The following is a 25,605-nucleotide window of genomic DNA, read 5'->3' as shown; positions in this document are numbered from 1 at the left end:
CAACGGCTAAGTCCGTTGGTTTTTTAAAGAAAAGAGGAAACAAATTGACTACACCTGTAACAGTTATTGGCGCTGGTTTAGCTGGAAGTGAAGCAGCATGGCAAGTTGCACAAGCTGGCGTCCCTGTAACACTATATGAAATGCGTCCCGTAAAAAAAACACCTGCTCACCAAACAGAAAACTTTGCTGAATTAGTATGTTCTAACTCGCTAAGAGGAAACACATTAACAAATGCAGTAGGTGTATTAAAAGAAGAAATGCGCCGCTTGGATTCAATCATTATTTCTAGCGCAGACAATACCGCGGTTCCTGCTGGTGGAGCTCTTGCAGTAGACCGCGATACTTTTTCTGAAGAAATCACTGAAAGAATTAAGAATCATCCATTAATTACGGTTAAAACTGAAGAAATTACAGATATCCCTGAAGGAATCGTTATTGTAGCAACAGGACCTTTGACATCAGAAGGATTAGCAGAAAAAATCAAAGAATTTAATGGATCAGAAGGTTTTTATTTTTATGATGCTGCAGCACCGATTGTTGATAAGTCAACTATCAATATGGATAAAGTTTATCTAAAATCTCGCTACGATAAAGGTGAAGCTGCCTACTTGAACTGTCCGATGACAGAAGAAGAGTTTACAGCGTTTTATGAAGCTTTGATTGCAGCCGAAGTAGTACCTTTAAAAACATTCGAAAAAGAAAAATTCTTTGAAGGTTGCATGCCAATTGAAGTAATGGCTAAAAGAGGGATTAAAACAATGCTGTTTGGTCCGTTAAAACCAGTTGGTCTAGAAGATCCTAAAACAGGCAAACGTCCGTATGCAGTAATTCAATTGCGTCAAGATAATGCAGCGGCTTCTCTGTACAATTTAGTTGGATTCCAAACGCATTTAAAATGGGGCGAACAAAAACGAGTTTTCCAAATGATTCCGGGACTAGAGAACGCTGAATTTGTCCGTTATGGTGTAATGCATCGAAATAGTTTTATGAACTCTCCAGAATTATTAAAACCAACCTATCAATCTCAAAAAAGAGATAATCTGTTCTTTGCTGGTCAAATGACTGGTGTTGAAGGATATGTAGAAAGCGCGGCAAGTGGTTTGTTAGCGGGGATTAACGCTGCTCGATTAGCGAAAGGCGAAGAACCTGTTGTATTACCGAGAGAAACAGCTCTTGGCAGTATGGCGTATTATATTACACACGCTGAAGGCAAACATTTCCAACCAATGAATGCGAATTTTGGCCTTTTCCCTGAAATGCCGGAAAGAATTCGTGATAAAAAAGAACGTTATCAAGCAATTGCAGATAGAGCATTGACTAAACTAGCTGAAGTAACTAGTGAATGGGAACTTAAGCTCAATAAATAGATCAAAACGAATTTGAACAGAGTGTTCTTTTCCACTCTGTTCATCTGAATTTTAGAGAGGCTGAGACAAAAAGCGTTTAGCTCCGAGAAATAAGAAGAAGCTGCTTTTTTCTCGCCGTTTATTCGGATCTAGTGAGTGTAAGGCAAAACTAAAAATTAGTTTTGCCTTACACTTTTTTTCAGTTATAAAATATAAATACGTTTCCAGTAATATTAAATTTTGCTTATAGAAAATGAATCTTTAAAGTCAAATATGAATAAATTGTTACTAAATTTGAAAATATTAATTAAATTCTGACAATTCATTTGTCTTTTCAAATTTGTTATGCTAAAGTTACTTTGTAAATTAGCAGAGGAGGATATAAATGCAGCAGAAAAACTGGCTGGACTTATTTTTAAAGTACTTGATTGTTGAACGAGGTTATTCTGATAAGACAAAAATTGCTTATGAAGAGGACATCCTCAACTATTTTGATTTTCTAAAAACTTCTGGAGATCCTGACTATTTAAGTGTAGATCATTTGGATATCCGAACTTACTTAAGTTTCCTTTATGATCAACAATACAGTCGAAATTCGATTAGTCGCAAAGTAGCTAGTTTACGTTCTTTTTATCAGTTTTTACTAAAAAACGAAGTAATTAATGAAAATCCTTTTTCATATGTTCACATGAAGAAAAAGCAATTACGTTTACCACGTTTTTTTTATGAAAAAGAAATGGATGCGTTGTTTGAAAGCGCTAAAGGTTCAAAACCTTTAGAATTACGTAATCAGGCATTGTTAGAAATTCTTTACGGAACAGGTATACGTGTCAGCGAATGTGCGAATCTAACACTTCAATCCGTTGATTTTACTGCAAATGTATTGTTAATTAATGGTAAAGGAAATAAAGATCGCTATGTTCCATTTGGATCATTTGCTCAAGACACACTCAAAGAGTATCTAGAAAACGGACGTTCAGTCCTAATGCAAAAATATCAACAGGAACATCCCTATGTCTTTATAAATCACCATGGTGAGCGGATCACACCTACTGGGATTGAGTATGTACTAAATCAACTAATTAAAAAAAGTACTTTGAATAGTGATATTCACCCTCATATGTTACGGCATACTTTTGCCACACATTTATTGAATAACGGTGCTGACATGCGCACAGTTCAAGAATTATTAGGTCACTCAAATTTGTCCACAACCCAGATTTATGCTCATGTGACAAAAGAAAGTTTACAAAAAAATTATCGATCATTTCATCCGCGTGCATAGAGAATGAAATGATTTAGGAGGAAATAGAATGGTCGAATCACAATTTCATTCAACAACAATTTGTGCAGTAGAAAAAGATGGAAAATTTGCTATGGCAGGAGACGGTCAGGTAACAATGGGTGAATCTGTTGTTATGAAAGGTACAGCAAAAAAAGTCCGCCGTATTTATAATGATGAAGTCGTTGTTGGATTTGCTGGTAGTGTTGCTGATGCTTTTACCTTGGAAGAAAAATTTGAAGGTAAGTTAAACGAATATAACGGTAACCTAACTCGTGCAGCAGTTGAATTAGCCCAGGAATGGCGCACGCAGCAATCTATGCAAAAGTTAGAAGCTATGTTAATAGTAATGAATGAGAAAGAAATGTTGCTCGTTTCCGGTACAGGAGAAGTTATTACACCAGATGACGGAATCTTAGCGATTGGTTCAGGCGGTAATTTTTCTTTGTCTGCTGCGCGTGCGATGAAACGCTATGGAGACAAGGAAATGTCAGCTAAAGAAATAGCACAAAATGCCTTGAACATCGCGGCAGATATCTGTGTCTTCACAAATCACAATATTATCGTAGAAGAATTATAGATAGGAGCAGACATATATGAATGAATTAAATAAAACCCCAAAAGAAATTGTAAAAGAATTAGACGAATACATTATTGGACAAGAAACAGCTAAGAAGTCTGTAGCAGTAGCGCTAAGAAATCGTTACCGTCGATTACAGCTTGAAGAAAAGATGCAGCAAGATATCACACCTAAAAATATGTTGATGATTGGTCCCACAGGTGTGGGTAAGACTGAAATTGCCCGTCGTTTAGCCAAAATTGTAAATGCTCCTTTTATTAAAGTCGAAGCAACTAAGTTTACAGAAGTTGGTTATGTAGGTCGTGATGTCGAATCGATGGTTCGTGACCTTGTGGAAAATGCCATTCAAATTGTTGAAAAGAAACAATATAGCCGTGTATATTCACAAGCATTGAAAAAAGCGAATAATCGTTTAGTAAAAGTACTGGTACCAGGTATTAAAAAAGAACAAAAACAAACCTCTACCAATCAATTTGAACAAATGATGCAAATGTTTAGTGCAGGACAGCAACCACAGGAAGCGCAAGAAGAAGTTACTGAGGAAATCAAAGTTAACCGTAAAACAATTCTTGAACAACTAGAAAAAGGGTTGTTGGATAATCGTGAAGTTACAATTGAAATCGAGGAACCTAAAAAGACAATGCCTTCGATGAATGCTGGTATGGAACAGATGGGAATTGACTTGAATGAAACTTTAGGTGCATTATCACCTAAGAAAAAAGTTGAGCGGACAGTCACCGTTAAAGAAGCACAAGAATTATTGGTAAAAGAAGAATCTGCAAAAATCGTAAACGATGCAGATATTCATAGTGAAGCCATTCAATTAGCCCAAAGCAGCGGAATTATTTTTATCGATGAATTTGATAAAATTACATCAAAAAGTCAGCAAAATTCTGGAGAAGTTTCCAGAGAAGGCGTTCAACGCGATATTTTACCAATCGTTGAAGGTTCTCAAGTCAATACAAAATATGGTTCAATTCAAACGGATCACATTTTATTTATTGCATCTGGAGCGTTCCATTTGTCCAAACCTAGTGATTTAATTCCTGAACTGCAAGGTCGTTTCCCAATTCGTGTAGAGCTAGATGATTTAACTGCTGAAGACTTTGTTCGAATTTTAACTGAACCAAATAATGCGTTAATTAAACAATATATTGCATTAATTGGAACTGAGAATGTTACTGTAATTTTCACGAAAGAAGCGATTGAACGTATCGCAAATATTGCTTTTGATGTCAATCGTGATACAGATAATATCGGTGCTCGTCGTTTACACACAATTTTAGAACGTTTATTGGAAGATCTTTTATTTGAAGCACCAGATATGCAAATGGGTGAAATTACGATTACGGAAGCATATGTGGATGAAAAATTAAATAGCATCGTTCAAAATGAAGACTTAAGCCGTTACATTCTTTAAAAACTGGAGGAGTAAAAATGACTACTTTATTAGAAAAAACACGTCAAATTAACAAACTATTACAACAAAAGAACACTTTTGATCTTCAATCTGAACTACCCTATGACAAAATGGCGATGATTTTGGGTGATGTACTAGAAAGCAATGCGTATATTATTAGTAATAATGGGGTTTTATTGGGATATAACGAAAAATTAGATGTAAATAATGCGCGTGTGAAACACATGTTCGAAGAAAAAAGATTTCCGCAAAGCTATACGGATGCTGCAGACAATCTTATGAAAACTGAAGCCAACATTTCAATTACAAGCGACTTAACTGCTTTTCCAATTGAGTTACGTGAAAAATATCCATTTGGTTTAACGACAATTGTTCCGATGTATGGTGCTGGTGAACGTTTAGGTACAATTATCTTGGCAAGAGTGGAAAAATCGTTTGATGATAACGATCTTGTTTTAGCGGAATATAGTGCAACAGTAGTCGGTATGCAAATTTTGTATCAACAATCAAGAAATATAGAAGCAGAAGTTCGTAGTGCTACAGCTGTCCAAATGGCGATCAATACATTGTCATATAGCGAGTTAAAAGCTGTACAGGCGATTTTTAAAGCGTTGGATGGGGAAGAAGGACGTTTAACTGCCTCAAGTATTGCAGATGAAATAGGTATCACTCGTTCAGTGATCGTTAATGCACTAAGAAAGTTAGAATCTGCTGGAATCATCGAATCTCGCTCTTTAGGGATGAAAGGAACATATTTGAAAGTTTTAAATAAACAATTTATCAAAGAATTAGAAAAAGATAACAACTAGGAGGTTTGAAATGACTGTACAAATTGAAAATGACTTTCTGATCGCTACAATTGCTGAAGAAGGTGCTGAATTAATTAGTTTAAAATCAAAAAAACATCAGATTGAATATCTTTGGCAAGGTGATCCTAAATTTTGGGGGCGTCATGCGCCAGTTTTGTTTCCGATCGTTGGACGTTTAAAAAACGATCAATATACTTTTGAAAATCAAACATTTTCAATGAGTCAGCATGGATTTGCTCGGGATAGTCTATTCGAAGTAATTGAGCATGCTCCTGAATTAGCTTCTTTTTCTTTGAAAAGTGATAAAGAAACAAAACAAAAATATCCATTCGATTTTGAATTGATTCTTTCCTACGAATTAGAAGAAGACCAATTAATTGTTAAATACCAAGTAGAAAACACTGGTAATAAAGAAATGTATTTCTCAATCGGCGGACATCCAGCATTTAATGTTCCTTTAGAACAACACTTAACTTTTGATGATTATTTTTTAGGGTTTTCACCGCAAAAATCAAGAATTCAAATTCCTTTAAGTGGTCCTTATGCGGATTTTGAACACAAGACCTTGGGGCAGACTAATACTAGTCTTGATTTACGCCGAGAGTTATTCAAAAATGACGCTGTGATCTTCGAGACAAAAGGCGTCAATACCTTTACCATTGAAACTGACGAGAGTCCACACAGCATTAGCTTAAGCTATACAGATATGCCTTATGTTGGGATTTGGTCGCCATATGATAAAGAAGCACCGTTTGTCTGTATTGAGCCTTGGTGTGGAATTGCTGATGAAGTGAATACTAGTGGCAAGCTTGTTGATAAAAAAGGGATCAATCGTTTAGCAGCCGCTGATATCTTTAAAACGCAGTATACATTGACAGCAAAATAAAGTAAAACAAGGATACGCAGTCAAATGACGACATATCCTTGTTTTTACTTATCTGTAGTATTATTTCTTTTTGCACCTAACCCAAATGAGACCCGACTCTCAGTACCATCTTTAATCCGTTTAATATTATCTTTATGACGGACAAAGATAAAAATGGTTAATGCGATCGCGATTGTTGTCAATAGCCAGTCGAAATTTGGCAAAATTGCTGGAATTGCAAACGGCAAAATAACTGTCGAAAGAGTAATCAATACAGCACTTATCATGCTAGTTAAACTTACCATACTTGTGATATACAACATAATAATAAAAATAAGAGCGGAATAGACAAAAAATGTCGGATTGTAAGCTAACAACATACCTGCGCTAGTAGCAACAGCTTTACCTCCCTTGAAATTAGCAAAAATCGGAAATGTGTGTCCTAAAACGGCAACTACACCAAAAACTAAAGGATTAATATCTAAAGAAAAGATAAGAGGCAAGCAAGTTGCCAAGGTTCCTTTTAAAATATCCATCATTAAAACTGCAATACCAGCTTTTTTCCCTAAAACACGAAACGTATTGGTTGTACCAGTATTGCCACTGCCAAATTGTCGAATATCTTTTTTGAAAAAAAGTTTTCCTACCCAAACACCTGAAGGAATAGATCCTAATAAATAGGCTATAATTAATAGCACAAAAATTTCCATTGAGAAACCTCTTTCTGTTCAAACTAGCATTTATTTTATCATGAATACAAACAGCTAACAATAAATAAATATTCGTTGTATAATAAGAGAGAAGAGAAATTGGAAAGGATGACAGAAATGACAGTAGAAAATCCATCACAAGAACAGATTTTTAATTACTTAAAAGAAGCTAAACGAATCGCTGTAGTCGGTCTAAGCGCAAAAGAAGAGCGTACCAGCTATAAAATTGCAAAACTACTACAAGAACATGGCTATGAAATAATTCCAGTCAATCCTATTTTAGCAGGACAAGAGATTCTAGGTGAAAAAGTTTATGAAAAGCTTCAAGATGTTCCTGGGCATATTGATATTGTGGACATCTTCCGTCGTAGCGAATTTTTACCGGAGGTAGCAGCGGACTTTATTGAAACTGATGCAAAAGTATTTTGGGCGCAATTAGGTTTAGAAAGTGAAGAAGCAGCTAAAATATTGAAAAAGGCTGGTAAGAATGATATTATAATGAATCGCTGCATTAAAATCGAATTAGCTGAAATGTCTAAATAGATTGAAATTATGTAAAAAAAGAGTTGCCGAAACGGAAAGCTCTTTTTTTTTGAGAGCTTTTAGAGTATGATTGTAATGATGTGGCGAAAAGCCCTATAATTCACGTGTAAGGAGTTTTTTCTTTGGCGAAAAAAGTAAATAATGAATACAATGACGCCTCCATCCAAGTTTTAGAGGGATTGGAAGCAGTAAGAAAAAGACCCGGTATGTATATTGGTTCAACTGATAGCCGTGGTTTACATCATTTAGTTTATGAAATTGTTGATAACGCAGTCGACGAGGCCTTATCTGGTTATGGTAATGAAATTAGTGTAACCATTCAAAAAGACAATAGCATTAAAATTACCGACTCAGGACGGGGAATGCCTGTCGGAATGCATGCTTCTGGAATTCCTACGGTTGAAGTAATCTTCACAGTTCTTCATGCTGGGGGGAAATTTGGTCAAGGCGGTTATAAAACCTCTGGCGGACTGCATGGTGTAGGTGCTAGTGTGGTAAATGCCTTATCCAAGTGGCTGGAAGTTCGTATTGTTCGTGACGGTGTCGAATATATGGAACGTTTTGAGAATGGCGGAAAACCAGTAGGTACACTTAAAAAAGTCGGGAAAACTACGAAGAAAAATGGAACATCCGTAAGCTTTTTACCTGATGATACTATTTTCTCAACCATCCATTTTTCTTATGAAACATTGGCGGAACGTTTAAGAGAATCTGCCTTTCTTTTAAAAGGTGTAAAAATATCACTAACCGACCTTCGCGTGGAAGAAGCAAAAGAAGAAACTTTTCATTATGAAGAAGGAATCAAAGAATTTGTTTCATATTTAAATGAAGAAAAAGATACGCTGACCCCCGTGGTTTATTTTTCCGGCGAAAAAGACGGAATAGAAGTTGAACTGGCGTATCAATACAATGATGGCTACTCTGAAAACGTACTTTCTTTTGTAAATAATGTTCGCACAAAAGATGGCGGTACTCATGAAGTTGGGATGAAAACATCCATGACTAAAGCATATAATGAATATGCTAGAAAAGTTGGTCTTTTAAAAGAAAAAGATAAAAACCTAGAAGGAAGCGACTTCCGCGAAGGTTTGGCAGCTGTTTTATCTATCCGAGTACCAGAGAATTTACTTCAATTTGAAGGTCAAACAAAAGAAAAACTGGGAACACCGATGGCACGTAATGCGGTTGACAATGTTGTTGGGGAGCAAATGGGTTATTATTTACTCGAAAATAGCGAAATGAGCCAACAGTTGGTACGTAAAGCAATCAAAGCCCGTGAAGCCCGTGAAGCTGCCCGCAAAGCCCGTGAAGAAAGTCGTAATGGTAAAAAAAGGAAAAAAGGGGAATCTCTTTTATCCGGAAAATTAACACCCGCTCAATCACGAAATCCTAAGAAGAATGAATTATACCTGGTCGAAGGAGACTCTGCCGGCGGTTCTGCCAAACAAGGTCGAGATAGAAAATTCCAAGCTATTTTACCGTTACGTGGAAAAGTCTTAAATACTGAAAAAGCGAAGATGCAGGATATTTTAAAAAACGAAGAAATTAACACAATGATTTATACAATCGGTGCTGGAGTTGGTCCAGAATTTACCGTTGATGATTGCAACTACGATAAAGTTATTATCATGACCGATGCAGATACCGATGGGGCTCATATTCAAGTTTTACTACTGACATTCTTTTATCGTTACATGAAGCCATTGATTGAAGCTGGCAAAGTCTATATTGCTTTACCGCCTTTATACAAAGTCTCAAAAGGGACTGGGAAAAAAGCTGTCCTTGAATATGCATGGACAGATGAAGAACTTGCTCAAGTCACTGAACAGGTTGGTAAAGGTTATATGCTGCAACGCTATAAAGGTTTGGGTGAAATGAACGCCGATCAATTGTGGGAGACGACAATGGACCCTGAGACACGTACATTGATCCGGGTTAGAATTGATGATGCTGCTCAAGCAGAACGTCGGGTAACTACCTTAATGGGCGATAAAGTGGAACCTAGAAGAAAATGGATTGAGCGTCATGTTCAATTTACCTTAGAAGAAGATGGTAGTATTCTAGATCGAAAAGACGAAGAAACTGAAATTGCACCATCTATTTCAAATGAACTTTTAGACGAAGAAAAACACGAAGAAAATAAAAATACAGATACAGAAGAAATCAGCTTATTTGATTTAGAGTAGGGAGTGACAAATTTGGAAAAGCGCCAAGAAATTCAAGAGTTAACACTTGAAGAAGTAATGGGCGATCGTTTTGGAAGATATTCCAAATATATCATTCAAGAACGGGCCCTACCAGATATTCGTGACGGATTAAAACCGGTACAACGAAGAATTCTTTTTTCAATGAATAAAGATGGCAATACTTTTGATAAGAGTTTTAGAAAATCTGCGAAATCAGTCGGAAATATCATGGGGAATTATCATCCCCATGGTGATAGCAGTATTTACGAAGCGATGGTTCGTTTAAGTCAAGATTGGAAATTGCGTGAGGTCTTGATTGAAATGCATGGAAATAACGGAAGTATGGATGGTGATCCACCTGCCGCGATGCGTTATACTGAAGCACGATTATCTAAACTTAGCGGAGAATTGCTAAAAGACATCGAGAAAGAAACTGTTGATTTTGTTTGGAACTTTGATGATACAGAAAAAGAACCAACTGTTTTACCAGCGAAATACCCTAACTTATTAGTTAACGGCTCTACAGGGATTTCAGCTGGATATGCTACGGAAATCCCTACCCATAATTTATCAGAAATTATTGATGGGACAATTTATTTAATCGATCATCCAAATGCTTCATTAGATAAATTGATGGAATTTATTCCTGGACCTGATTTCCCGACAGGTGGTATTTTACAAGGAAAAGAAGAAATCAAGAAAGCCTATGAAACCGGGCGAGGCAAAGTTATTCTACGCTCTAAAACAAGGATCGAACCGTTAAAAGGTGGTAAACAGCAAATAGTTGTTACTGAAATTCCTTATGAAGTCAATAAAGCGACGTTAGTTAAAAAGATCGATGAAGTTCGTTTAAATAAAAAAGTTGATGGTATCGCTGAAGTTCGTGACGAAAGTGACCGTACTGGTTTACAAATCGCAATAGAACTGAAAAAAGATACAAATGCTGAAGGAATTCTAAACTATCTTTTCAAAAATACAGAACTACAAATCAATTACAACTTTAATATGGTAGCAATTGATAACATGACTCCGCAGCAAGTAGGCTTGAAACGCATTTTAGATAGCTATGTTGCTCACCGTAAAGAAGTGATTACTAACCGTAGCCGTTATGAACTAAACAAAGCGCAAGCCCGTCAGCATATCGTTGCGGGGTTAATTAAAGCATTATCTATTTTAGATCAAGTAATTGAGACGATCCGTGGCAGTAAAGACAAAAAAGATGCCAAAATGAATTTAGTAAAAGAATACGCATTTACTGAAGAACAAGCTGAAGCCATTGTGACATTGCAATTATACCGTTTAACGAATACTGATATTACGCAATTAGAAAAAGAAGCAGAAGAATTGAATCAATCTATTGCTGAATTAACAACTATTTTGAATGATGAAAAAGAACTATTTAACGTCATGAAAAAAGAACTGCGTGAAGTCAAGAAACAATATGGAAATGACCGTCTAACGCAAATTGAAAATGAAATCCAAGAGATTAAAATTGAAACAGAAGTGTTAGTAGCCCAAGAAGATGTTGTGGTAACAGTTACACACGAAGGTTATATTAAACGCAGTAGTTTACGTTCTTATAGTGCTTCCAAACCAGAAGAGGTTGGCATGAAAGACGGAGACTTCTTACTGTACTCAGGCGAAGCGAATACATTGGATCATTTATTGTTAATTACCAATAAAGCCAATGTGATTTATCGTCCAATACATGAACTACCTGATTTACGATGGAAAGAAATTGGTGAACATATTTCACAAACTATTTTGAATCTATCGATAGACGAATCAATAATCGCTGTTTATCCGTACAAAGAGCTTTCACCAACTAAAACATTTGTCTTCATGACAAAAGAGGGCATGGTTAAACAAACCAAAATGTCCGACTTTGAACCTTGGCGCACATATAAGAGCAGGCCAACTAGTTGTATGAAGTTAAAATCTGAATCAGATGAAATTGTTAATGTCTATTTAACGAACGAACAAAAGGCTTTAGACGTTTTCCTAGTCAGCCACAGAGGTTTTGGTTTACGTTATCCATTAGAAGAAGTACCAGTGGTAGGGGCGAAAGCTGCTGGTGTAAAAGCGATGAACTTAAAAGAAGAAGACTATGTTGTTAATGGGTTACTTGTTTATCAAGAAGGCGATACGCCAATAGTCATGCTAACACAACGTGGTAGTATCAAACGAATGCTGGCTCAAGAGTTAACTCAATTAGGTAGAGCTAAACGCGGTTTAATGGTACTGCGAGAATTGAAGAAAAATCCACATCGAGTAATTTTTATGGCTGAAAGTAGTCCACTAGAATTACTGGTTACGACACAAACAGGTAGACAATTTACAATAGAGTCGGAAAAATATCCAATTAATGATCGCACATCCAACGGATCATTTATGTTAGATGAAAAACAGGATGGAGAAATTTTGGAAGTTCATGAGATGCATTCAGCGGAATTGGCAGAAAAGAGCGATCCAGAATCAATTTAGACGGAAATTCTGTTCTATATAATTTATAAAAACCGGAAACTGTATTAGTACAGTTTCCGGTTTTTATATTACAGAAAATACAGATTTCATATTATAATAAAGTTAATTAGTTAATTAAATCACAAAAATAAAAAGCTGTTATATAAGCATTTTAGCTTAAATTAAGATGAAAAAGTTCTAATTTGCTCAAAACATAGTAAGAAAAGGCTTGCATAAAAACGATCGTGTGTTATACTAATCACATAAAGCTGTTACATAGATTTCAGCATACTAAGGAGGCCCACAATGGAGCAATGGAAAGGCTTTAAAGGCGACAAATGGAAAACATCAGTAGACACGCGTGATTTTATTCAAAGAAACTACACTGAATACACAGGTGACGATTCTTTCCTAGAACCAATCGCACCAAGCACAGACAAATTATGGACTAAATTACAGGAATTATTTGAAGTACAACACGAAAAAAATGGTGTTTACGACATGGACAGCAACATTCCTGCAACAATCACATCTCATGAACCTGGATATTTAATTAAAGAAGAAGAAACAATCGTCGGTTTACAAACAGATGTACCATTGAAACAAGCATTCATGCCATTTGGCGGTATCAACATGGCAAACAATTCTTTAACTTCAAATGGTTACGAAGTAGACGCTGAAATGTCTAAAATCTTTACTGAGTGGAGAAAAACACATAACCAAGGTGTATTCGATGCTTACACGCCTGAAATGAGATCAGCTCGCAAAAACAAAATTATTACTGGTTTACCAGATGCTTATGGCCGCGGTCGTATTATCGGTGATTACCGTCGTATTGCATTATATGGTATGGATTTCTTGATTGCTGAAAAGAAAAAAGATTTAAGCAATACTGGTAATAAAGTAATGACTGACGATGTTATTCGTCTAAGAGAAGAAATTTCTGAACAAATTAGAGCAATGGCTGACCTTAAAGAAATGGCTTCAACTTATGGCTTTGATATTTCAAAACCAGCTGAAAATTCAAAAGAAGCTATCCAATGGTTATACTTTGGTTACCTTGGTGCGATCAAATCTCAAAACGGTGCTGCAATGTCTATTGGTCGTATCTCAGCATTCTTAGATATCTATATCCAACGTGATTTAGAAGCAGGCGCAATTACTGAATTTGATGCACAAGAAATGATCGATCACTTAATCATGAAATTACGTATGGTTAAATTTGCTCGTACACCAGAATATAACCAATTATTTTCTGGGTACCCAATTTGGGCTACATTGTCAATCGCTGGGATGGGCTTAGATGGCCGTTCATTAGTGACTAAGAGTGATTTCCGTATCTTACACACGTTAACAAATATGGGACCATCTCCAGAACCTAACTTAACTGTGCTATATTCTTCACATTTACCAGTAGGTTTCAGAACATTTGCGTCTAAGATTGCCAAACAAAGTTCATCTATCCAATTTGAAAATGATGACTTATTACGTTCAAACTGGGGATCAGACGACTGTGCTATCGCTTGTTGTGTATCTGCAACTGTTATGGGTAAAGATATGCAATTCTTCGGTGCTCGTGCTAACTTAGCGAAAGCTGTGCTTTATGCAATCAATGGTGGAGTAGACGAGAAAACGAAGATGCAAGTTGCGCCTAAATTCCGTCCGATGACTGGCGATACTTTAGACTACAACGAATTTATCGATCGTTACAAAGATATTATGGATTGGTTAGCAGAATTGTATGTAAATACTCTAAACGTTATCCACTACATGCATGATAAATATTCATATGAAGCAGCTCAATTAGCCTTCATGGAAAGCAACTTACAACGTACATTTGCAACTGGTATTGCAGGAATTTCACATGCTGCTGACTCAGTAATGGCGATCAAACATGGTAATGTACAAGTAATCCGTGATGAAGACGGCTTAGCAATTGATTATGTTCCTCAAAATGAGTTCCCAACTTATGGTAACGATAATGAAGAAGCAGATGCAGCAGCTAACTGGATTCTTGAGTACTTCATGACTCAAATCAGACGTCAACATACGTACCGTAATGCTAAACCAACAACATCATTATTAACAATCACTTCAAACGTTGTTTACGGTAAAGCAACAGGTAACACACCTGATGGACGACGTGCTGGTAAACCATTAGCACCAGGTGCTAACCCAAGTTACCAAGATGGTAAATTCTTAGGTGAGAAAAATGGTCTTTTAGCATCACTTAACTCAACTGCTAGATTAGAATATACAAGTGCGTTAGATGGAATCTCTAATACACAAACAATCAATCCTAATGGTTTAGGTAAAGATGATGATACAAGAATTGATAACTTACGTAACGTAATGGATGGATACTTCGATAAAGGTGGTTACCACTTGAACGTTAACGTATTCACAAATGAATTATTATTAGACGCTCAAGCACATCCTGAAAAATACCCTAACTTAACTATCCGTGTATCTGGATATGCTGTGAAATTCCGTGATTTAACTCCTGAACAACAAGCAGATGTTATTTCAAGAACTTCACACGATAGACTGTAATAAATAAACAATTGAAGGGGTGACTTCTCGGTCATCCCTTTTTTTAAAAGAAAAACCGAGCAAACTTGATTTACTCTTACACTACATAAAGAGCTCGTTTGTTAAATCAGACATGAAGAAATGAGGAATTTAGAATGACAGCTCCTGTAATTGGTAGAATCCATTCTACAGAAAATTTTGGAACCGTAGATGGTCCTGGTGTTCGTTTTATCGTATTTACCCAAGGTTGCCGGATGCGTTGCCAATTTTGTCATAATCCCGATACTTGGAAAATCGGTTCCGGCGGGCGTGAAGTTACAACAGATGAAGTTTTGGACGAGGCAATAAAATATCGTTCTTATTGGGGTGACAAAGGCGGGATCACGGTCAGCGGTGGAGAACCTTTACTTCAGTTAGAATTCTTAACAGACTTGTTCAAAAAGGCCAAAGAAAAAGGAATCCATACAACGATTGATACGTGTGGGAAACCTTTCACTAGAGAAGAGCCGTTCTTCAGTCAATTCGAAGAGTTAATGAATTATACAGACCTGTTATTATTTGATATTAAACATATTGATAATGAACAACACAAGCTCTTAACTTCTTTAGGGAATGAAAATATTTTGGAGATGGCACAGTACTTATCAGAAATTGGTAAGCCAGTCTGGATTCGTCATGTATTAGTGCCAGAACGTAGCGATTATGATGAATATCTTATTCGTTTAGATAGTTTTATCAAAACACTAAAAAATGTTGATAAAGTAGAGGTTTTACCGTATCACACGATGGGTAAGTATAAATGGGATGAATTAGGATTAACTTATCCGCTAGATGGCATTGAGCCTCCGACTGAAGATCGTGTAACAAACGCGAAGAAACTGCTACACGTCAATGATTATCAAAAATATGCCACAAGATAGTCAATAAAAATAGAAAAGAGCGACAATTATTGTTGTTTCTTTTCTATTTTTTGTTATTATTAATAATGAAGAAGATAGAAGGAGTGAATTATTTTTATGTCAAAAATTCTTGTTTTTGGACACCGAAATCCTGATACAGATGCCATTGGAGCAGCAATCAGTTTCGCTTATTTACAAAAAGAACTAGGTAAGGACACTGAACCTGTTGCTTTAGGAACACCGAGCGAAGAAACGCAATATGCACTTGATTATTTTAACGTTGATGCACCAAGAGTGGTAGAGAGCGCTGCTGGTGAAACAACTCAAGTGATGTTAGTGGATCATAACGAATTCCAACAAAGTATTTCTGATATTGCTGATTTAAATATCTTAGCTGTGGTCGATCATCACCGTATCGCAAATTTTGAAACAGCAGATCCGTTGTACTATCGTGCAGAACCGCTAGGATGTACAAGTACAATCATTTTTAAGATGTTTAAAGAAAACAATGTGACTGTTCCTAAGCAAATTGCTGGAATGATGGTTTCTGCAATTATTTCTGATACTTTATTGTTTAAATCACCAACGTGCACTCAAGAAGATATAGATGCTGCCAATGAATTAGCAGACATTGCAGAAATTAATTTAAATGGCTACGGTTTAGACATGTTAAAAGCTGGTACAAATTTAAGTGATAAACCTGCAGATATATTACTAGATTTAGATGCAAAAAGCTTCCCAATGGGAGACAAAAATGTACGAATTGCCCAAGTCAATACAGTTGATTTGAATGAAGTGTTAGATCGTCAGGATGAGCTAGAAGCTGCGATGAACAATGAGATTAAAGCAAATGGCTATGATTTATTCGTTTTGATCATTACTGATATTTTAAATAGTAACTCTGAACTTTTAGTAATTGGCGATTCAATTGATAAAGTGGAAGCTGCTTTTGGAGTTACTTTAGACAACAATCGTGCATTCTTAAATGGTGTTGTTTCTCGCAAAAAACAAGTTGTTCCTCAGTTAACAGAAGTATTTAGCTAAACACATATACATTATTAAATAAAACTGCAGAAAGCCTCAATTGCTTTAACTGCAGTTTTATTGCTTTAGAAAAGAGTGAATATATTTTGGAAGCTATTACCTATTTTTTTGATAATAACAATCAGTCAAAAGATATTACAAAAGTGGTCAACGATCCATTATTTCAAACAATTGTTGATTATTTTATCAAGCACTGCAATCAAGAAATTATTCTAAGGAAACTAAAAACAGATATTCATACAGATACAAACTTAGAACTATTTTTGGATAAATTAATCAAATATAAGCTTATTCAGCGTAAAGATAGAAGATATTCTTTATTATTTCCTATATTTCAACCTGAACCTCCAATTCAAATTTCAGAAACAATTATTGATAGCTTAAAAATAATAATTGGAGAAAATGCTGAGACTGCTTGCTATCTATTTGGAGAATGGTTTTGGAGCTTGCTTTTTTCAGAAGAGCGTAATCCATATTTCTTCGGTGTCAGAGAAGCAGATTTTTTTATTAAGAGGGAAGTAGGCAATGATACATGGAAAATGGTTTCAATTTGTTTGAAAAGACAGCAGCCGTTAGATCTAGCAAACTTTTTTACTTTGTTATCTGCTCAAACAAAGCTGCCAGACCAATTCAAACCTCTGCAAGATTTAGTTGGTGATGTTGATATTAATTACTTCATTCCACAACTTCAGAAAGTTATCCGATCTGCTAAAAGACAAAAAGTAGCCAAAACGAAACGGGATATTTTCCGTGAGACATTACTTTTAACAGGTGACCTGATTCAAAATGAAGTAGGGGAAGAGATCATTGTAACACCTATTTTGGAAAATTTGTCTCCTCCAATAGAATTAGAACCTGTTTTAGAAGAGTTGGCGCTGGAATTATCTGAATCATGGAAGTTGATAGAGGATGTGAATCAACGAGTCTTTTTTAAACTACAATTATTTCGTTCTTTATTTAAAGAATGTTTTCCTCAAAATAAATCCTTACACTATTTCAAAAATGTTAAATAGACCATAATTATATTATGTAAACTAAAATACCTAAAACCAGTATCAACTGATTTTAGGTATTTCTTTTACGAACTTTTTTGGTCCAAAATCCACCTGATATATACTTGGGTTCATACGAGATCATAAAAGCTCGCGGTTCTAGTTCGTTAATTAATTTATATAGGTTTCGTTCATTTTTTCTTGGCGAAAGAATTTCTAGAATTATCCGTTCACCTTCACGTCCTTGTCCAAAACTTTGGGTAACACCATATCCGTGTTCTCTTAACATTTCAGCAAGATTCAATTGTTCTGTCGATGAAGGTAGAATAGCCGTAACCATGATATAACCTAAAGCTAAATAATCTTCAATTTTTATCCCGACACTAATTCCAACCGCGTAGCCAAGGGCATAAACAACTAAGTTTATAGGATTGTCCAACCGATTCAATACCATGCTTAAACCTAATACATAAATAGTAATCTCAGCCATGCTAACTAATGGGGCAATCACCCGATAACCTTTCATTGTCAGCATAAAACGGATTGTATTTAACGTAATATACGAAAAATTAATGACAAAAATTGTAACCAACATCTTGATATCCATGATAAATGATTCCTCTTTTCAATTAAACATATTCGCACATTATAGTACAATATCGTAAAAATATAAAGTGTTTATTTCGAAGGTATTCAAAAAATATAAAGTTTTTATGTTTCTTTTATAAATGATTGGAATTTAACTAGAATGAACTAATTGTTGGATGAATCGTTAGTTTTTGCTATAATCAATATATTACTTAATTTGAGGGAGAAATGAAAAAGATGAACATTTTTATCATCATACTTGTGGGTTTGTTATTACTAAATACAGCAGCAGCATTGATTACAGTTTTTAGAAAACCACGGAATATTTCCAGTGTTTTAGCATGGATTTTAACTTTATTATTTTTACCAGGTCTTGGTTTTGTGATCTATCTATTTTGTGGAAGGGGAATCGATGGTCAAAAGGTTTTTAATTTAAGTTCTGATGATAAGGCAAAGATTGCTGAGATTAAGGAAATGGTCGATCAAGACAATTTAAAAGCCAATGGGACTTTAGATATCAATTTGTTAACGGATGCACGTGTTTTAAATAAATATTTCAGAAATATGGATGCCTCTCCTTTAAGTAAACGTAATAGTTTAGCTATTTATACAGACGGTAAAGAAAAGTTCGAAGCTTTATTTGAGGATATTCGTAAGGCAGAAGAAACTGTTCATGTAGAGTATTATTCATTTTTTAATGACTGTATTGGCAATCGTTTTTTAAGTTTACTGTGTGAGAAATTAAAAGAGGGTGTTGCTGTTCATTTAATTTACGATCCATGGGGGTCTCCTGGCGCAAATAAGAAGTTTTTTAAAGATTTTGTTGCATTAAGTGGTAAAGTTACACCATTTATCACTTCTAAAGATATGATTAGAAAGACACGTTTGAACTACCATTTACATCGGAAAATTGTCGTTATTGATGGCAAAATAGGGTGGACAGGGGGCTTCAATGTTGGGGATCAGTATCTAGGTGAGAGTAAAAAATTTGGCTATTGGAGAGATACCCATATTCGTTTAGTTGGTACCTCAGTATTTTCGCTGCAGGAAATTTTTATTATGGATTGGAATGCGTCAGTACAACATCCGTCAGACAAAATGGATTATTCAGAAAATTATTTCCGAATTGCCAGTGATGAAGAACTAGGAAATTTAGCTTTGCAAGTTGTTTCAGATGGACCTGATACTGAAGAAGAAATTCTCAAAAGTGGTTTTATCAAAATGATATTATCAGCTGAAAAATCTGTTTGGATCCAGACGCCTTATTTAATTCCGGACGAAAGTATGATTAACGCGCTATTAATCGCTGTCAGATCAGGAATTGACGTAAGAATTATGATTCCATGTATGCCGGATCATCCGTTTATTTATCGTGCGACGCAATATTTTGCGAATTATCTACATATGCGCGGAGTGAAAATTTATATGTATCAAAATGGTTTTTTACATGCTAAGACAATGATTATTGATAATGAGATTTGTATGGTCGGAACAACAAATCAGGATATCCGTAGTTATGCTTTAAATTTTGAAGTGAGTACGTTTATATACGACGCACAAATCGCTTCAAAATTAACTGAGATCTTTAAACATGATATTACTCAAAGTATTTTGTTAACAGATGAAATAATGAGTAATCAAACTCACTGGTTACGATTTAAACAAAACTTCTCAAGGTTATTATCACCGATTTTATAGCTGCGTTTAGCAGAAGAGATAGGGACGAAACTAATATAAGTTTCGTCCTAAAATAATATTTTATTTTAGTTAACATAATATACATTATACAAAGTTCTTTTGTTTTTAGTGAGATCTGTTGGTTCATCTAGTTTCATCCTCTATCTGACTCATGCAATTAATTTTTATCTATTTTAAGTTCATTTTTTGTAGATTAGATATGATTCGGTCACCGTATATCAACTTTAATATTATATTGTATAGTTTATAAATCTTGTCCTGATCCTCAACTAGATTTGCATTTATCATAAATCAGATTTCGATTTCTTTCTATAATAGCCCATACTTCTAATCTCCTTTTAAAATTATCGAATAATCCGGTGTATATTACTTGAATTAAAGAGAAATGCTTCTATACTTATCAGAGTATACACATTAGTTAAAGGAGGTTTGTTTTTTAGATGAATAAAGTTGCGAGCATCACTCACGCTTCTAAATCCTTTGGCAAACTCGACGTATTAAAAGATGTATCTGTTCAACTACCTTCCGGCACAATTTTGGGTTTAATCGGACCTAGCGGCGCAGGGAAAACAACTTTGATTAAATGTTTATTGGGGATGGAAAAATTAGATAATGGTTCTGTAGAAATATTTAATACAACAATGCCCAACCGAAAAATTTTAGCTAAAATTGGTTATATGGGACAAAGCGATGCATTATATGAAGATTTGAGTGCCAAAGAAAACTTAACTTTTTTTGGCAATCTCATGAATATCAAAGGAAACGAACTTGATAGCGCAATTGAAAAGTACTTGAATCTAGTGGATTTGCAAGACTTTAAGAATCAGTTAGTTACTACCTATTCTGGCGGAATGAAACGTCGTCTATCCTTAGCTATTACCCTACTTTCAAATCCTGATTTATTAGTTTTAGATGAACCGACTGTTGGGATTGATCCGAGTTTACGTGTCGATATTTGGCAACAATTACGTGATTTAGCCAACGAACAGAAAGCTATCATTGTAACAACCCATGTTATGGATGAGGCTGAAAAATGTGACCAAGTCGCACTGATTATTAATGGTGGAATTCTAGCTCTAGGAACCCCTGACCAACTAAAAGAACAATTTAAGGCTGCTTCTATTGAAGAAGTTTTCTTGAAAACTGAGGTAAAAAGAAAATGACACGATTTAAAGCAATTGTAAACAGAGTAGTTAAAGAGTTGCTTCGTGATAAAAGAACGCTGGCTTTGATGTTAATAGCGCCCATCATAATTCTTGCTTTGATGAACGTTGTTTTTAATTCTAATTCAGAGGCACATATAAAAATCGGTTATAATTCAACTGTTCCTTCTGAAATTATAGATTCACTCTCTTCTGATAAAGTCAAAGTAAAAAAATATAATGGTCAAGAAAATATAAAACAAACCATGAGTGATGATGATTTAGATGCATTTATTACATTAGAAGGTTCAACATTTAAAATTATTTATGAAAACGAAGATCCCAGCATTTCCACACAAACCAAAGCGATATTTAATAGTACATTAATGGAAAATCAATTAAAAGAATTAACTGCTGAAGTACAAAAATTTGCTGTACAAACAGGACAAACTTTACCAATTGAAGCCTTTTCAATTAAAGAATCATACGTTTATGGAAACAAAGATAGTACATTTTTTGATAAGATCCTACCGATTCTTATTGGTTTTTTTGTTTTCTTTTTTGTTTTTTTAGTATCAGGAATCGCACTGTTGAAAGAAAGAACTGCAGATACATTAGAGCGTTTGTTGGCAACACCTGTTAAAAGAAGTGAAATTATCTTTGGCTATTTAGCTGGATATGGTTTATTTGCTATACTTCAGACCTTAATAATCATTTTCTACTCAATTTTTCTGTTAAATTTGGAGATAGCCGGTAGTCTCGGTTGGGTACTAATTACAAATCTCCTTTTAGCTTTGGTTGCTTTATCAATGGGTCTTTTTGTGTCTACATTTGCGCATTCTGAATTTCAAATGGTTCAATTTATCCCATTGATTATTATTCCGCAAATCTTTTTCTCTGGTCTTATTCCGCTGGATACGATGGCCGACTGGGTTAAAACAGTTAGTTATATTTTCCCATTAAGTTACGCAGCAAATACTCTTTCGGCGGTCATGATCAAAGGACAAGGTTTTAGTTATATCTGGCCTGATTTGGCGATTCTCGCTCTTTTTGGAATAGTATTTACATTTCTAAATATAGTCGGACTTAAAAAATATAGAAAAGTCTAAACAAAAACGCTTCAGCCTGATGACTGAGGCGTTTTTATAGCTTATTTCCTTTTTATTAACTTAACCAAATCATACCAACAAACAGAAATCATACCTAATCCAGCGCATATTAAAAGCTGTGTAACTGTCAACGGAGCTAAATCTAAAAATCCATTTAGTGGTGAATAAATTAAAGCAAGTAACACTAAAATCGTACCACCTAAAATAATCCAAATTACTTTATCAAAAATTAGCTTAGCGAAGGTTTGGATACCTAATAAGCGATCAGAACTATTCACTTGAACTAGAAATAAGTTTGCAACAACCAAAACGGCTAATCCCATCGTTCTCGCCTTTTCATCATTGGCTAAATCTTGTTGAAGCGTCAAATAATAAGTTGCAAATGAAATGATAAAAATCACTGACCCTTGAGCTAGACTTTTAAACAACAGCTTTTTAGTTAAAATACTTTCTTTGGCGTTTCTTGGCGGTCGCTCCATAATTCCCGGCTCGCTAGGTTGTCTTTCTAATACAACTGAACAAGTCGGATCAATCACTAATTCAAGCAAAACAACATGGACTGGTAAAAGAAATAACGACATTTGCGGAATTCCTAACAAAGGTCCGACTAAAGCGGTTAAGGCAATGGGGATATGGATAATAAAGATATAGCTAATCGCTTTTTTTATATTATCATAGATTCGGCGGCCATCTTTAATTGTATTTACGATGGTTGAAAAATTATCATCTAGTAAAATTAAATCAGCTGCTTCTCTAGAAACTTCTGATCCCCGTTGTCCCATGGCAATACCTATATCAGCATATTTTAAAGCTGGTGCATCATTCACTCCATCTCCAGTCATTGCTACTACCTCCCCACTTTCCTTAAAGGCACGAACAATACGCATTTTATGCTCAGGAGTAACTCTTGAAAACACATTAACGGTTGAAACAATATTCATTAAATCTTCATCAGTCATACTGTCGATTTCTATTCCTGTTAAATAATGATCGGCATTCGATATACCGACTTTTTTTGCTATAGCTCCAGCGGTAATACCATTGTCTCCGGTTATCATAACAACTTTTATACCTGCTTCTCGGCAATGTTCAATGTCAGCTGCTATTCCTTTTCTAGGTGGATCAGAAAGTCCAATCAAGCCCAAGAATGTCAATTGGCAGCTTTCAATATTTTTGGGGATGTCTTCTACTGTCTGAATAATTTGTTCTCCTACAGCAATCATCCGTAAGCCCTTTTTAGCGAATTCATCGACAATGGACAGAATTTCTTGTTTCTTCTCTAGTGCTAAGTTTGAGATTGTAAGAATCCTTTCAGGAGATCCTTTGACTGCTACTTCAATTTTCTCGTTTCTTTTCCAAACGTGTCCCATCATTTTGAGTTCATCTGTAAAAGGATACTCCGTTATTAATTCGCCATTGAATAATTTTTCTTTATCCCACCCATGTGCCCGGTCATACTCCAGCATAGCAATTTCCATTGGGTCATATGGATCTATTTCACTTGCTAGCCCCATAACTTCAATTAAGCGTTCTTCTAAATCGACATCGATTGGCCAAACTTCGGTAACTGACATTTTATTTTCAGTTATTGTTCCAGTTTTATCAACAGCTAAAACAGATACTGCTCCCATTGTTTCGACTGCCGGTAATTTTCGAATCAAAGAATTTTTTTTAGCTAGTCTCCAGGCACCCATTGAAAGAAAAACAGTTAAAACAACAGGAAATTCTTCGGGTATCATCGCCATTGCAATCGTAATCCCTGATAAAATGCTTTCAATAATACGACTTTTTAAAGGTGCATCAGCAGAACTAAAGAAAGTAACTAGTGTAACCAGTGATAGAAAAATAAAAGCAATAATTGCGCAAATCTTAACTAGTTTTCCAATTTGTCGGTCTAATAATGTCGGTTTTTCTTTGACGGTTGCTAAATGATTGCCGATTTTTCCATATTCTGTTTTTGATCCAGTTTTATCGACAAGAATTGTTGCACTTCCTGTAGTTACCAAGGTTCCTGTATAAACATAATCTTCACGCCAATAGTCCTCAGTTGTTGTTGTCTTTGAATCCGCAATCGTTTTCCAAACAGCTTCTGCTTCCCCTGTTAGTGAAGATTCATTTATCCTTAGATCATTTGCTCGAATCACAAAACCATCAGCAGGAACTTTCACGCCTTCTTCAATCAACATTAGATCGTTGGGAACTAAATATTGGCTCAAGATTTCTTCTGATTTACCATTTCGGATCACTCTTATTTTAGGTGCTGAAAGATCTTTTAACGCATTCAAGGTTTGATCCGTTTTCCATTCTTGGATTACTTCAATGGCTATAATAACAAGAACAAAAGTAATCATCATCAATCCATCTCCTGGTTCTCCCAAGAAAAAATAAATTAATGCAGCAACTATCAGAAGCAAAAACATCGGCTCCATGATAATGTGGAGTATTTTTATGTAAAAAGGTTCCTTCTTTTTTTGTTCTAGCTGATTTAAACCAACCTGTTCTAATGTTTGATTAACCTGTTCATCATTAAGGCCATTCCAGTTAATGTTTTTCAAATCGATTTCTTCCCTTCATTTTTGATCGATTTACTAATCATACTGGTTTGTTTATTTTTTATCGAGTGAAAACAGGCAGTTTTTAGTATATTTTTATTGTTTAGCGACTGCTTAATTGAAAAAGTATCTATCCTTAAAATTTAAAATAGGGGTATCCCTAAAAATAAAATAAGTATAGTTGATTCTTGATTTCGTGCACCCATTTATGTTTAGGGACAAAATCTACTAGATCTTATAGTGATTTATTTAAAAACACAAAAAGACTTTTCGGAAGACGCAGGATTTCTCTCACGTCTCTGAAAAGTCTTTTTCGAGGTAGTTCAAATTTGTTTTGACATACTAATATCAGTTGGAATAAAACCAACTTTTTCGTACAAATGAATCGCACCTTTGTTATGAGCGAAGACATGTAAATCAATTTGCGAAACGTTCATCTCATTTGCTATTTCGTCTAAACAAGCTAAAGTTCTTGTTCCATAACCTGAATTTCTAAATGATTCAAATATGATAAAATCATAGATAAAAAACTTAGAAAGTTCTTTTGATTTATCTAAGTGAACCCATAGAAATCCAATGTTCTCATCGATTTCCTCATCGACTATTGCATATAAAAATTCTTTAGGGGTATTTATTCCCTCTGGCAAAAGTCTTTGGAAACTTTCCTCGGCAAGGCGTAAGGCATCATTTTTCCCCCATGTTCCAGCAGCTATTTTATCTTTAGCATAGTCTTTTACTGCAACTGACAAATAACTCTCATATTCACTTTCTAACATTGTTCTTAATTTAACAGTCATTAATTTATCACCTATTTCTATTTATTATTTTTATCATACCATTGATTA

Annotated in this window: 20 protein-coding genes; 16 read left to right on the top strand and 4 right to left on the bottom strand. The window is 35.1% G+C overall.

Annotated elements, in window-relative coordinates:
* Window positions 1-44 precede the first annotated feature (44 nt).
* The 6 genes from trmFO (at window position 45) to C240_RS02425 (ending at window position 6,323) form a co-directional block, all read left to right on the top strand.
* Window positions 45-1,367 (top strand): FADH(2)-oxidizing methylenetetrahydrofolate--tRNA-(uracil(54)-C(5))-methyltransferase TrmFO, encoded by a 1,323-nt coding sequence (trmFO, locus tag C240_RS02450; protein ID WP_271490610.1) that lies wholly within the window; start codon window positions 45-47, stop codon window positions 1,365-1,367.
* A 364-nt stretch (window positions 1,368-1,731) separates the two neighbouring features.
* Window positions 1,732-2,631, top strand: coding sequence for a tyrosine recombinase XerC (gene xerC / locus C240_RS02445; protein ID WP_271490609.1), 900 nt, complete (start codon window positions 1,732-1,734; stop codon window positions 2,629-2,631).
* 28 nt (window positions 2,632-2,659) lie between these two features.
* On the top strand, window positions 2,660-3,208 hold the full coding sequence (gene hslV, locus C240_RS02440; RefSeq protein ID WP_271490608.1) for an ATP-dependent protease subunit HslV: 549 nt from the start codon (window positions 2,660-2,662) through the stop codon (window positions 3,206-3,208).
* Window positions 3,209-3,224: 16 nt separating this feature from the next.
* A complete protein-coding gene (hslU, locus tag C240_RS02435; protein WP_271490607.1) occupies window positions 3,225-4,628 on the top strand; it encodes an ATP-dependent protease ATPase subunit HslU in 1,404 nt (467 codons plus the stop codon).
* A 17-nt stretch (window positions 4,629-4,645) separates the two neighbouring features.
* Window positions 4,646-5,437, top strand: a complete 792-nt coding sequence (codY, locus tag C240_RS02430; RefSeq protein WP_271490606.1) for a GTP-sensing pleiotropic transcriptional regulator CodY — start codon at window positions 4,646-4,648, stop codon at window positions 5,435-5,437.
* Between the two features lie 10 nt (window positions 5,438-5,447).
* Window positions 5,448-6,323, top strand: coding sequence for an aldose 1-epimerase family protein (locus C240_RS02425; protein ID WP_271490605.1), 876 nt, complete (start codon window positions 5,448-5,450; stop codon window positions 6,321-6,323).
* Window positions 6,324-6,367: 44 nt separating this feature from the next.
* On the opposite strand, the gene plsY is transcribed toward C240_RS02425, so the two are convergent.
* Entirely contained in the window at window positions 6,368-7,012 is a 645-nt protein-coding gene (gene plsY / locus C240_RS02420) for a glycerol-3-phosphate 1-O-acyltransferase PlsY (protein ID WP_271490604.1), read from the bottom strand.
* Between the two features lie 117 nt (window positions 7,013-7,129).
* Here plsY and C240_RS02415 point away from each other — a divergent pair, with 117 nt between their 5' ends.
* The 7 genes from C240_RS02415 to C240_RS02385 all read left to right on the top strand — a co-directional run bounded on the left by C240_RS02415 (window position 7,130) and on the right by C240_RS02385 (window position 17,692).
* Window positions 7,130-7,555 carry a CoA-binding protein gene (locus C240_RS02415; RefSeq protein WP_271490603.1) on the top strand — a complete coding sequence of 142 codons (426 nt, stop codon included), beginning with the start codon at window positions 7,130-7,132 and terminating at the stop codon, window positions 7,553-7,555.
* Between the two features lie 122 nt (window positions 7,556-7,677).
* The gene (gene parE / locus C240_RS02410; RefSeq protein WP_271490602.1) at window positions 7,678-9,741 is read left to right on the top strand and encodes a DNA topoisomerase IV subunit B; all 2,064 of its coding nucleotides are present in this window, start codon (window positions 7,678-7,680) and stop codon (window positions 9,739-9,741) included.
* Window positions 9,742-9,753: 12 nt separating this feature from the next.
* Entirely contained in the window at window positions 9,754-12,225 is a 2,472-nt protein-coding gene (gene parC / locus C240_RS02405) for a DNA topoisomerase IV subunit A (protein WP_271490601.1), read from the top strand.
* A 285-nt stretch (window positions 12,226-12,510) separates the two neighbouring features.
* A complete protein-coding gene (pflB, locus tag C240_RS02400) occupies window positions 12,511-14,757 on the top strand; it encodes a formate C-acetyltransferase (RefSeq protein WP_271490600.1) in 2,247 nt (748 codons plus the stop codon).
* Between the two features lie 134 nt (window positions 14,758-14,891).
* Window positions 14,892-15,656: a pyruvate formate-lyase-activating protein gene (pflA, locus tag C240_RS02395; RefSeq protein ID WP_271490599.1), complete on the top strand. Its 765-nt coding sequence runs from the start codon at window positions 14,892-14,894 to the stop codon at window positions 15,654-15,656.
* A 96-nt stretch (window positions 15,657-15,752) separates the two neighbouring features.
* Window positions 15,753-16,679 carry a manganese-dependent inorganic pyrophosphatase gene (locus C240_RS02390; protein WP_271490598.1) on the top strand — a complete coding sequence of 309 codons (927 nt, stop codon included), beginning with the start codon at window positions 15,753-15,755 and terminating at the stop codon, window positions 16,677-16,679.
* A gap of 143 nt (window positions 16,680-16,822) precedes the next feature.
* Window positions 16,823-17,692 (top strand): DUF1803 domain-containing protein, encoded by an 870-nt coding sequence (locus C240_RS02385; protein ID WP_271490739.1) that lies wholly within the window; start codon window positions 16,823-16,825, stop codon window positions 17,690-17,692.
* A gap of 52 nt (window positions 17,693-17,744) precedes the next feature.
* Here C240_RS02385 and C240_RS02380 read toward each other — a convergent pair whose 3' ends face one another.
* Window positions 17,745-18,278 carry a DUF2179 domain-containing protein gene (locus C240_RS02380; RefSeq protein WP_271490597.1) on the bottom strand — a complete coding sequence of 178 codons (534 nt, stop codon included), beginning with the start codon at window positions 18,276-18,278 and terminating at the stop codon, window positions 17,745-17,747.
* A gap of 218 nt (window positions 18,279-18,496) precedes the next feature.
* On the opposite strand from C240_RS02380, the gene cls reads away from it, so the two are divergent.
* From cls to C240_RS02365, 3 genes are all read left to right on the top strand, one after another.
* Window positions 18,497-19,957 (top strand): cardiolipin synthase, encoded by a 1,461-nt coding sequence (gene cls / locus C240_RS02375; protein WP_271490738.1) that lies wholly within the window; start codon window positions 18,497-18,499, stop codon window positions 19,955-19,957.
* 440 nt (window positions 19,958-20,397) lie between these two features.
* The gene (locus C240_RS02370) at window positions 20,398-21,120 is read left to right on the top strand and encodes an ABC transporter ATP-binding protein (protein ID WP_271490595.1); all 723 of its coding nucleotides are present in this window, start codon (window positions 20,398-20,400) and stop codon (window positions 21,118-21,120) included.
* Window positions 21,117-22,208 (top strand): ABC transporter permease, encoded by a 1,092-nt coding sequence (locus C240_RS02365; protein WP_271490593.1) that lies wholly within the window; start codon window positions 21,117-21,119, stop codon window positions 22,206-22,208. Before C240_RS02370 ends, C240_RS02365 begins: the two co-directional genes overlap by 4 nt.
* 41 nt (window positions 22,209-22,249) lie before the next feature.
* On the opposite strand, the gene C240_RS02360 is transcribed toward C240_RS02365, so the two are convergent.
* Together C240_RS02360 and C240_RS02355 are read right to left on the bottom strand one after the other, a co-directional pair.
* Window positions 22,250-24,763 carry a cation-translocating P-type ATPase gene (locus C240_RS02360; RefSeq protein ID WP_271490591.1) on the bottom strand — a complete coding sequence of 838 codons (2,514 nt, stop codon included), beginning with the start codon at window positions 24,761-24,763 and terminating at the stop codon, window positions 22,250-22,252.
* Between the two features lie 320 nt (window positions 24,764-25,083).
* Complete coding sequence (locus tag C240_RS02355) at window positions 25,084-25,557, bottom strand: GNAT family N-acetyltransferase (protein ID WP_271490589.1); 474 nt, start codon at window positions 25,555-25,557, stop codon at window positions 25,084-25,086.
* Between the last annotated feature and the right edge of the window lie 48 nt (window positions 25,558-25,605).

The sequence above is a fragment of the Enterococcus sp. 5H genome, from assembly GCF_028128615.1.
In the GTDB taxonomy this organism is placed as follows: domain Bacteria; phylum Bacillota; class Bacilli; order Lactobacillales; family Enterococcaceae; genus Enterococcus_L.
The sequence above is the reverse complement of the archived record's forward strand: the minus strand, read 5'-3'. Positions and strand labels throughout refer to the sequence as shown.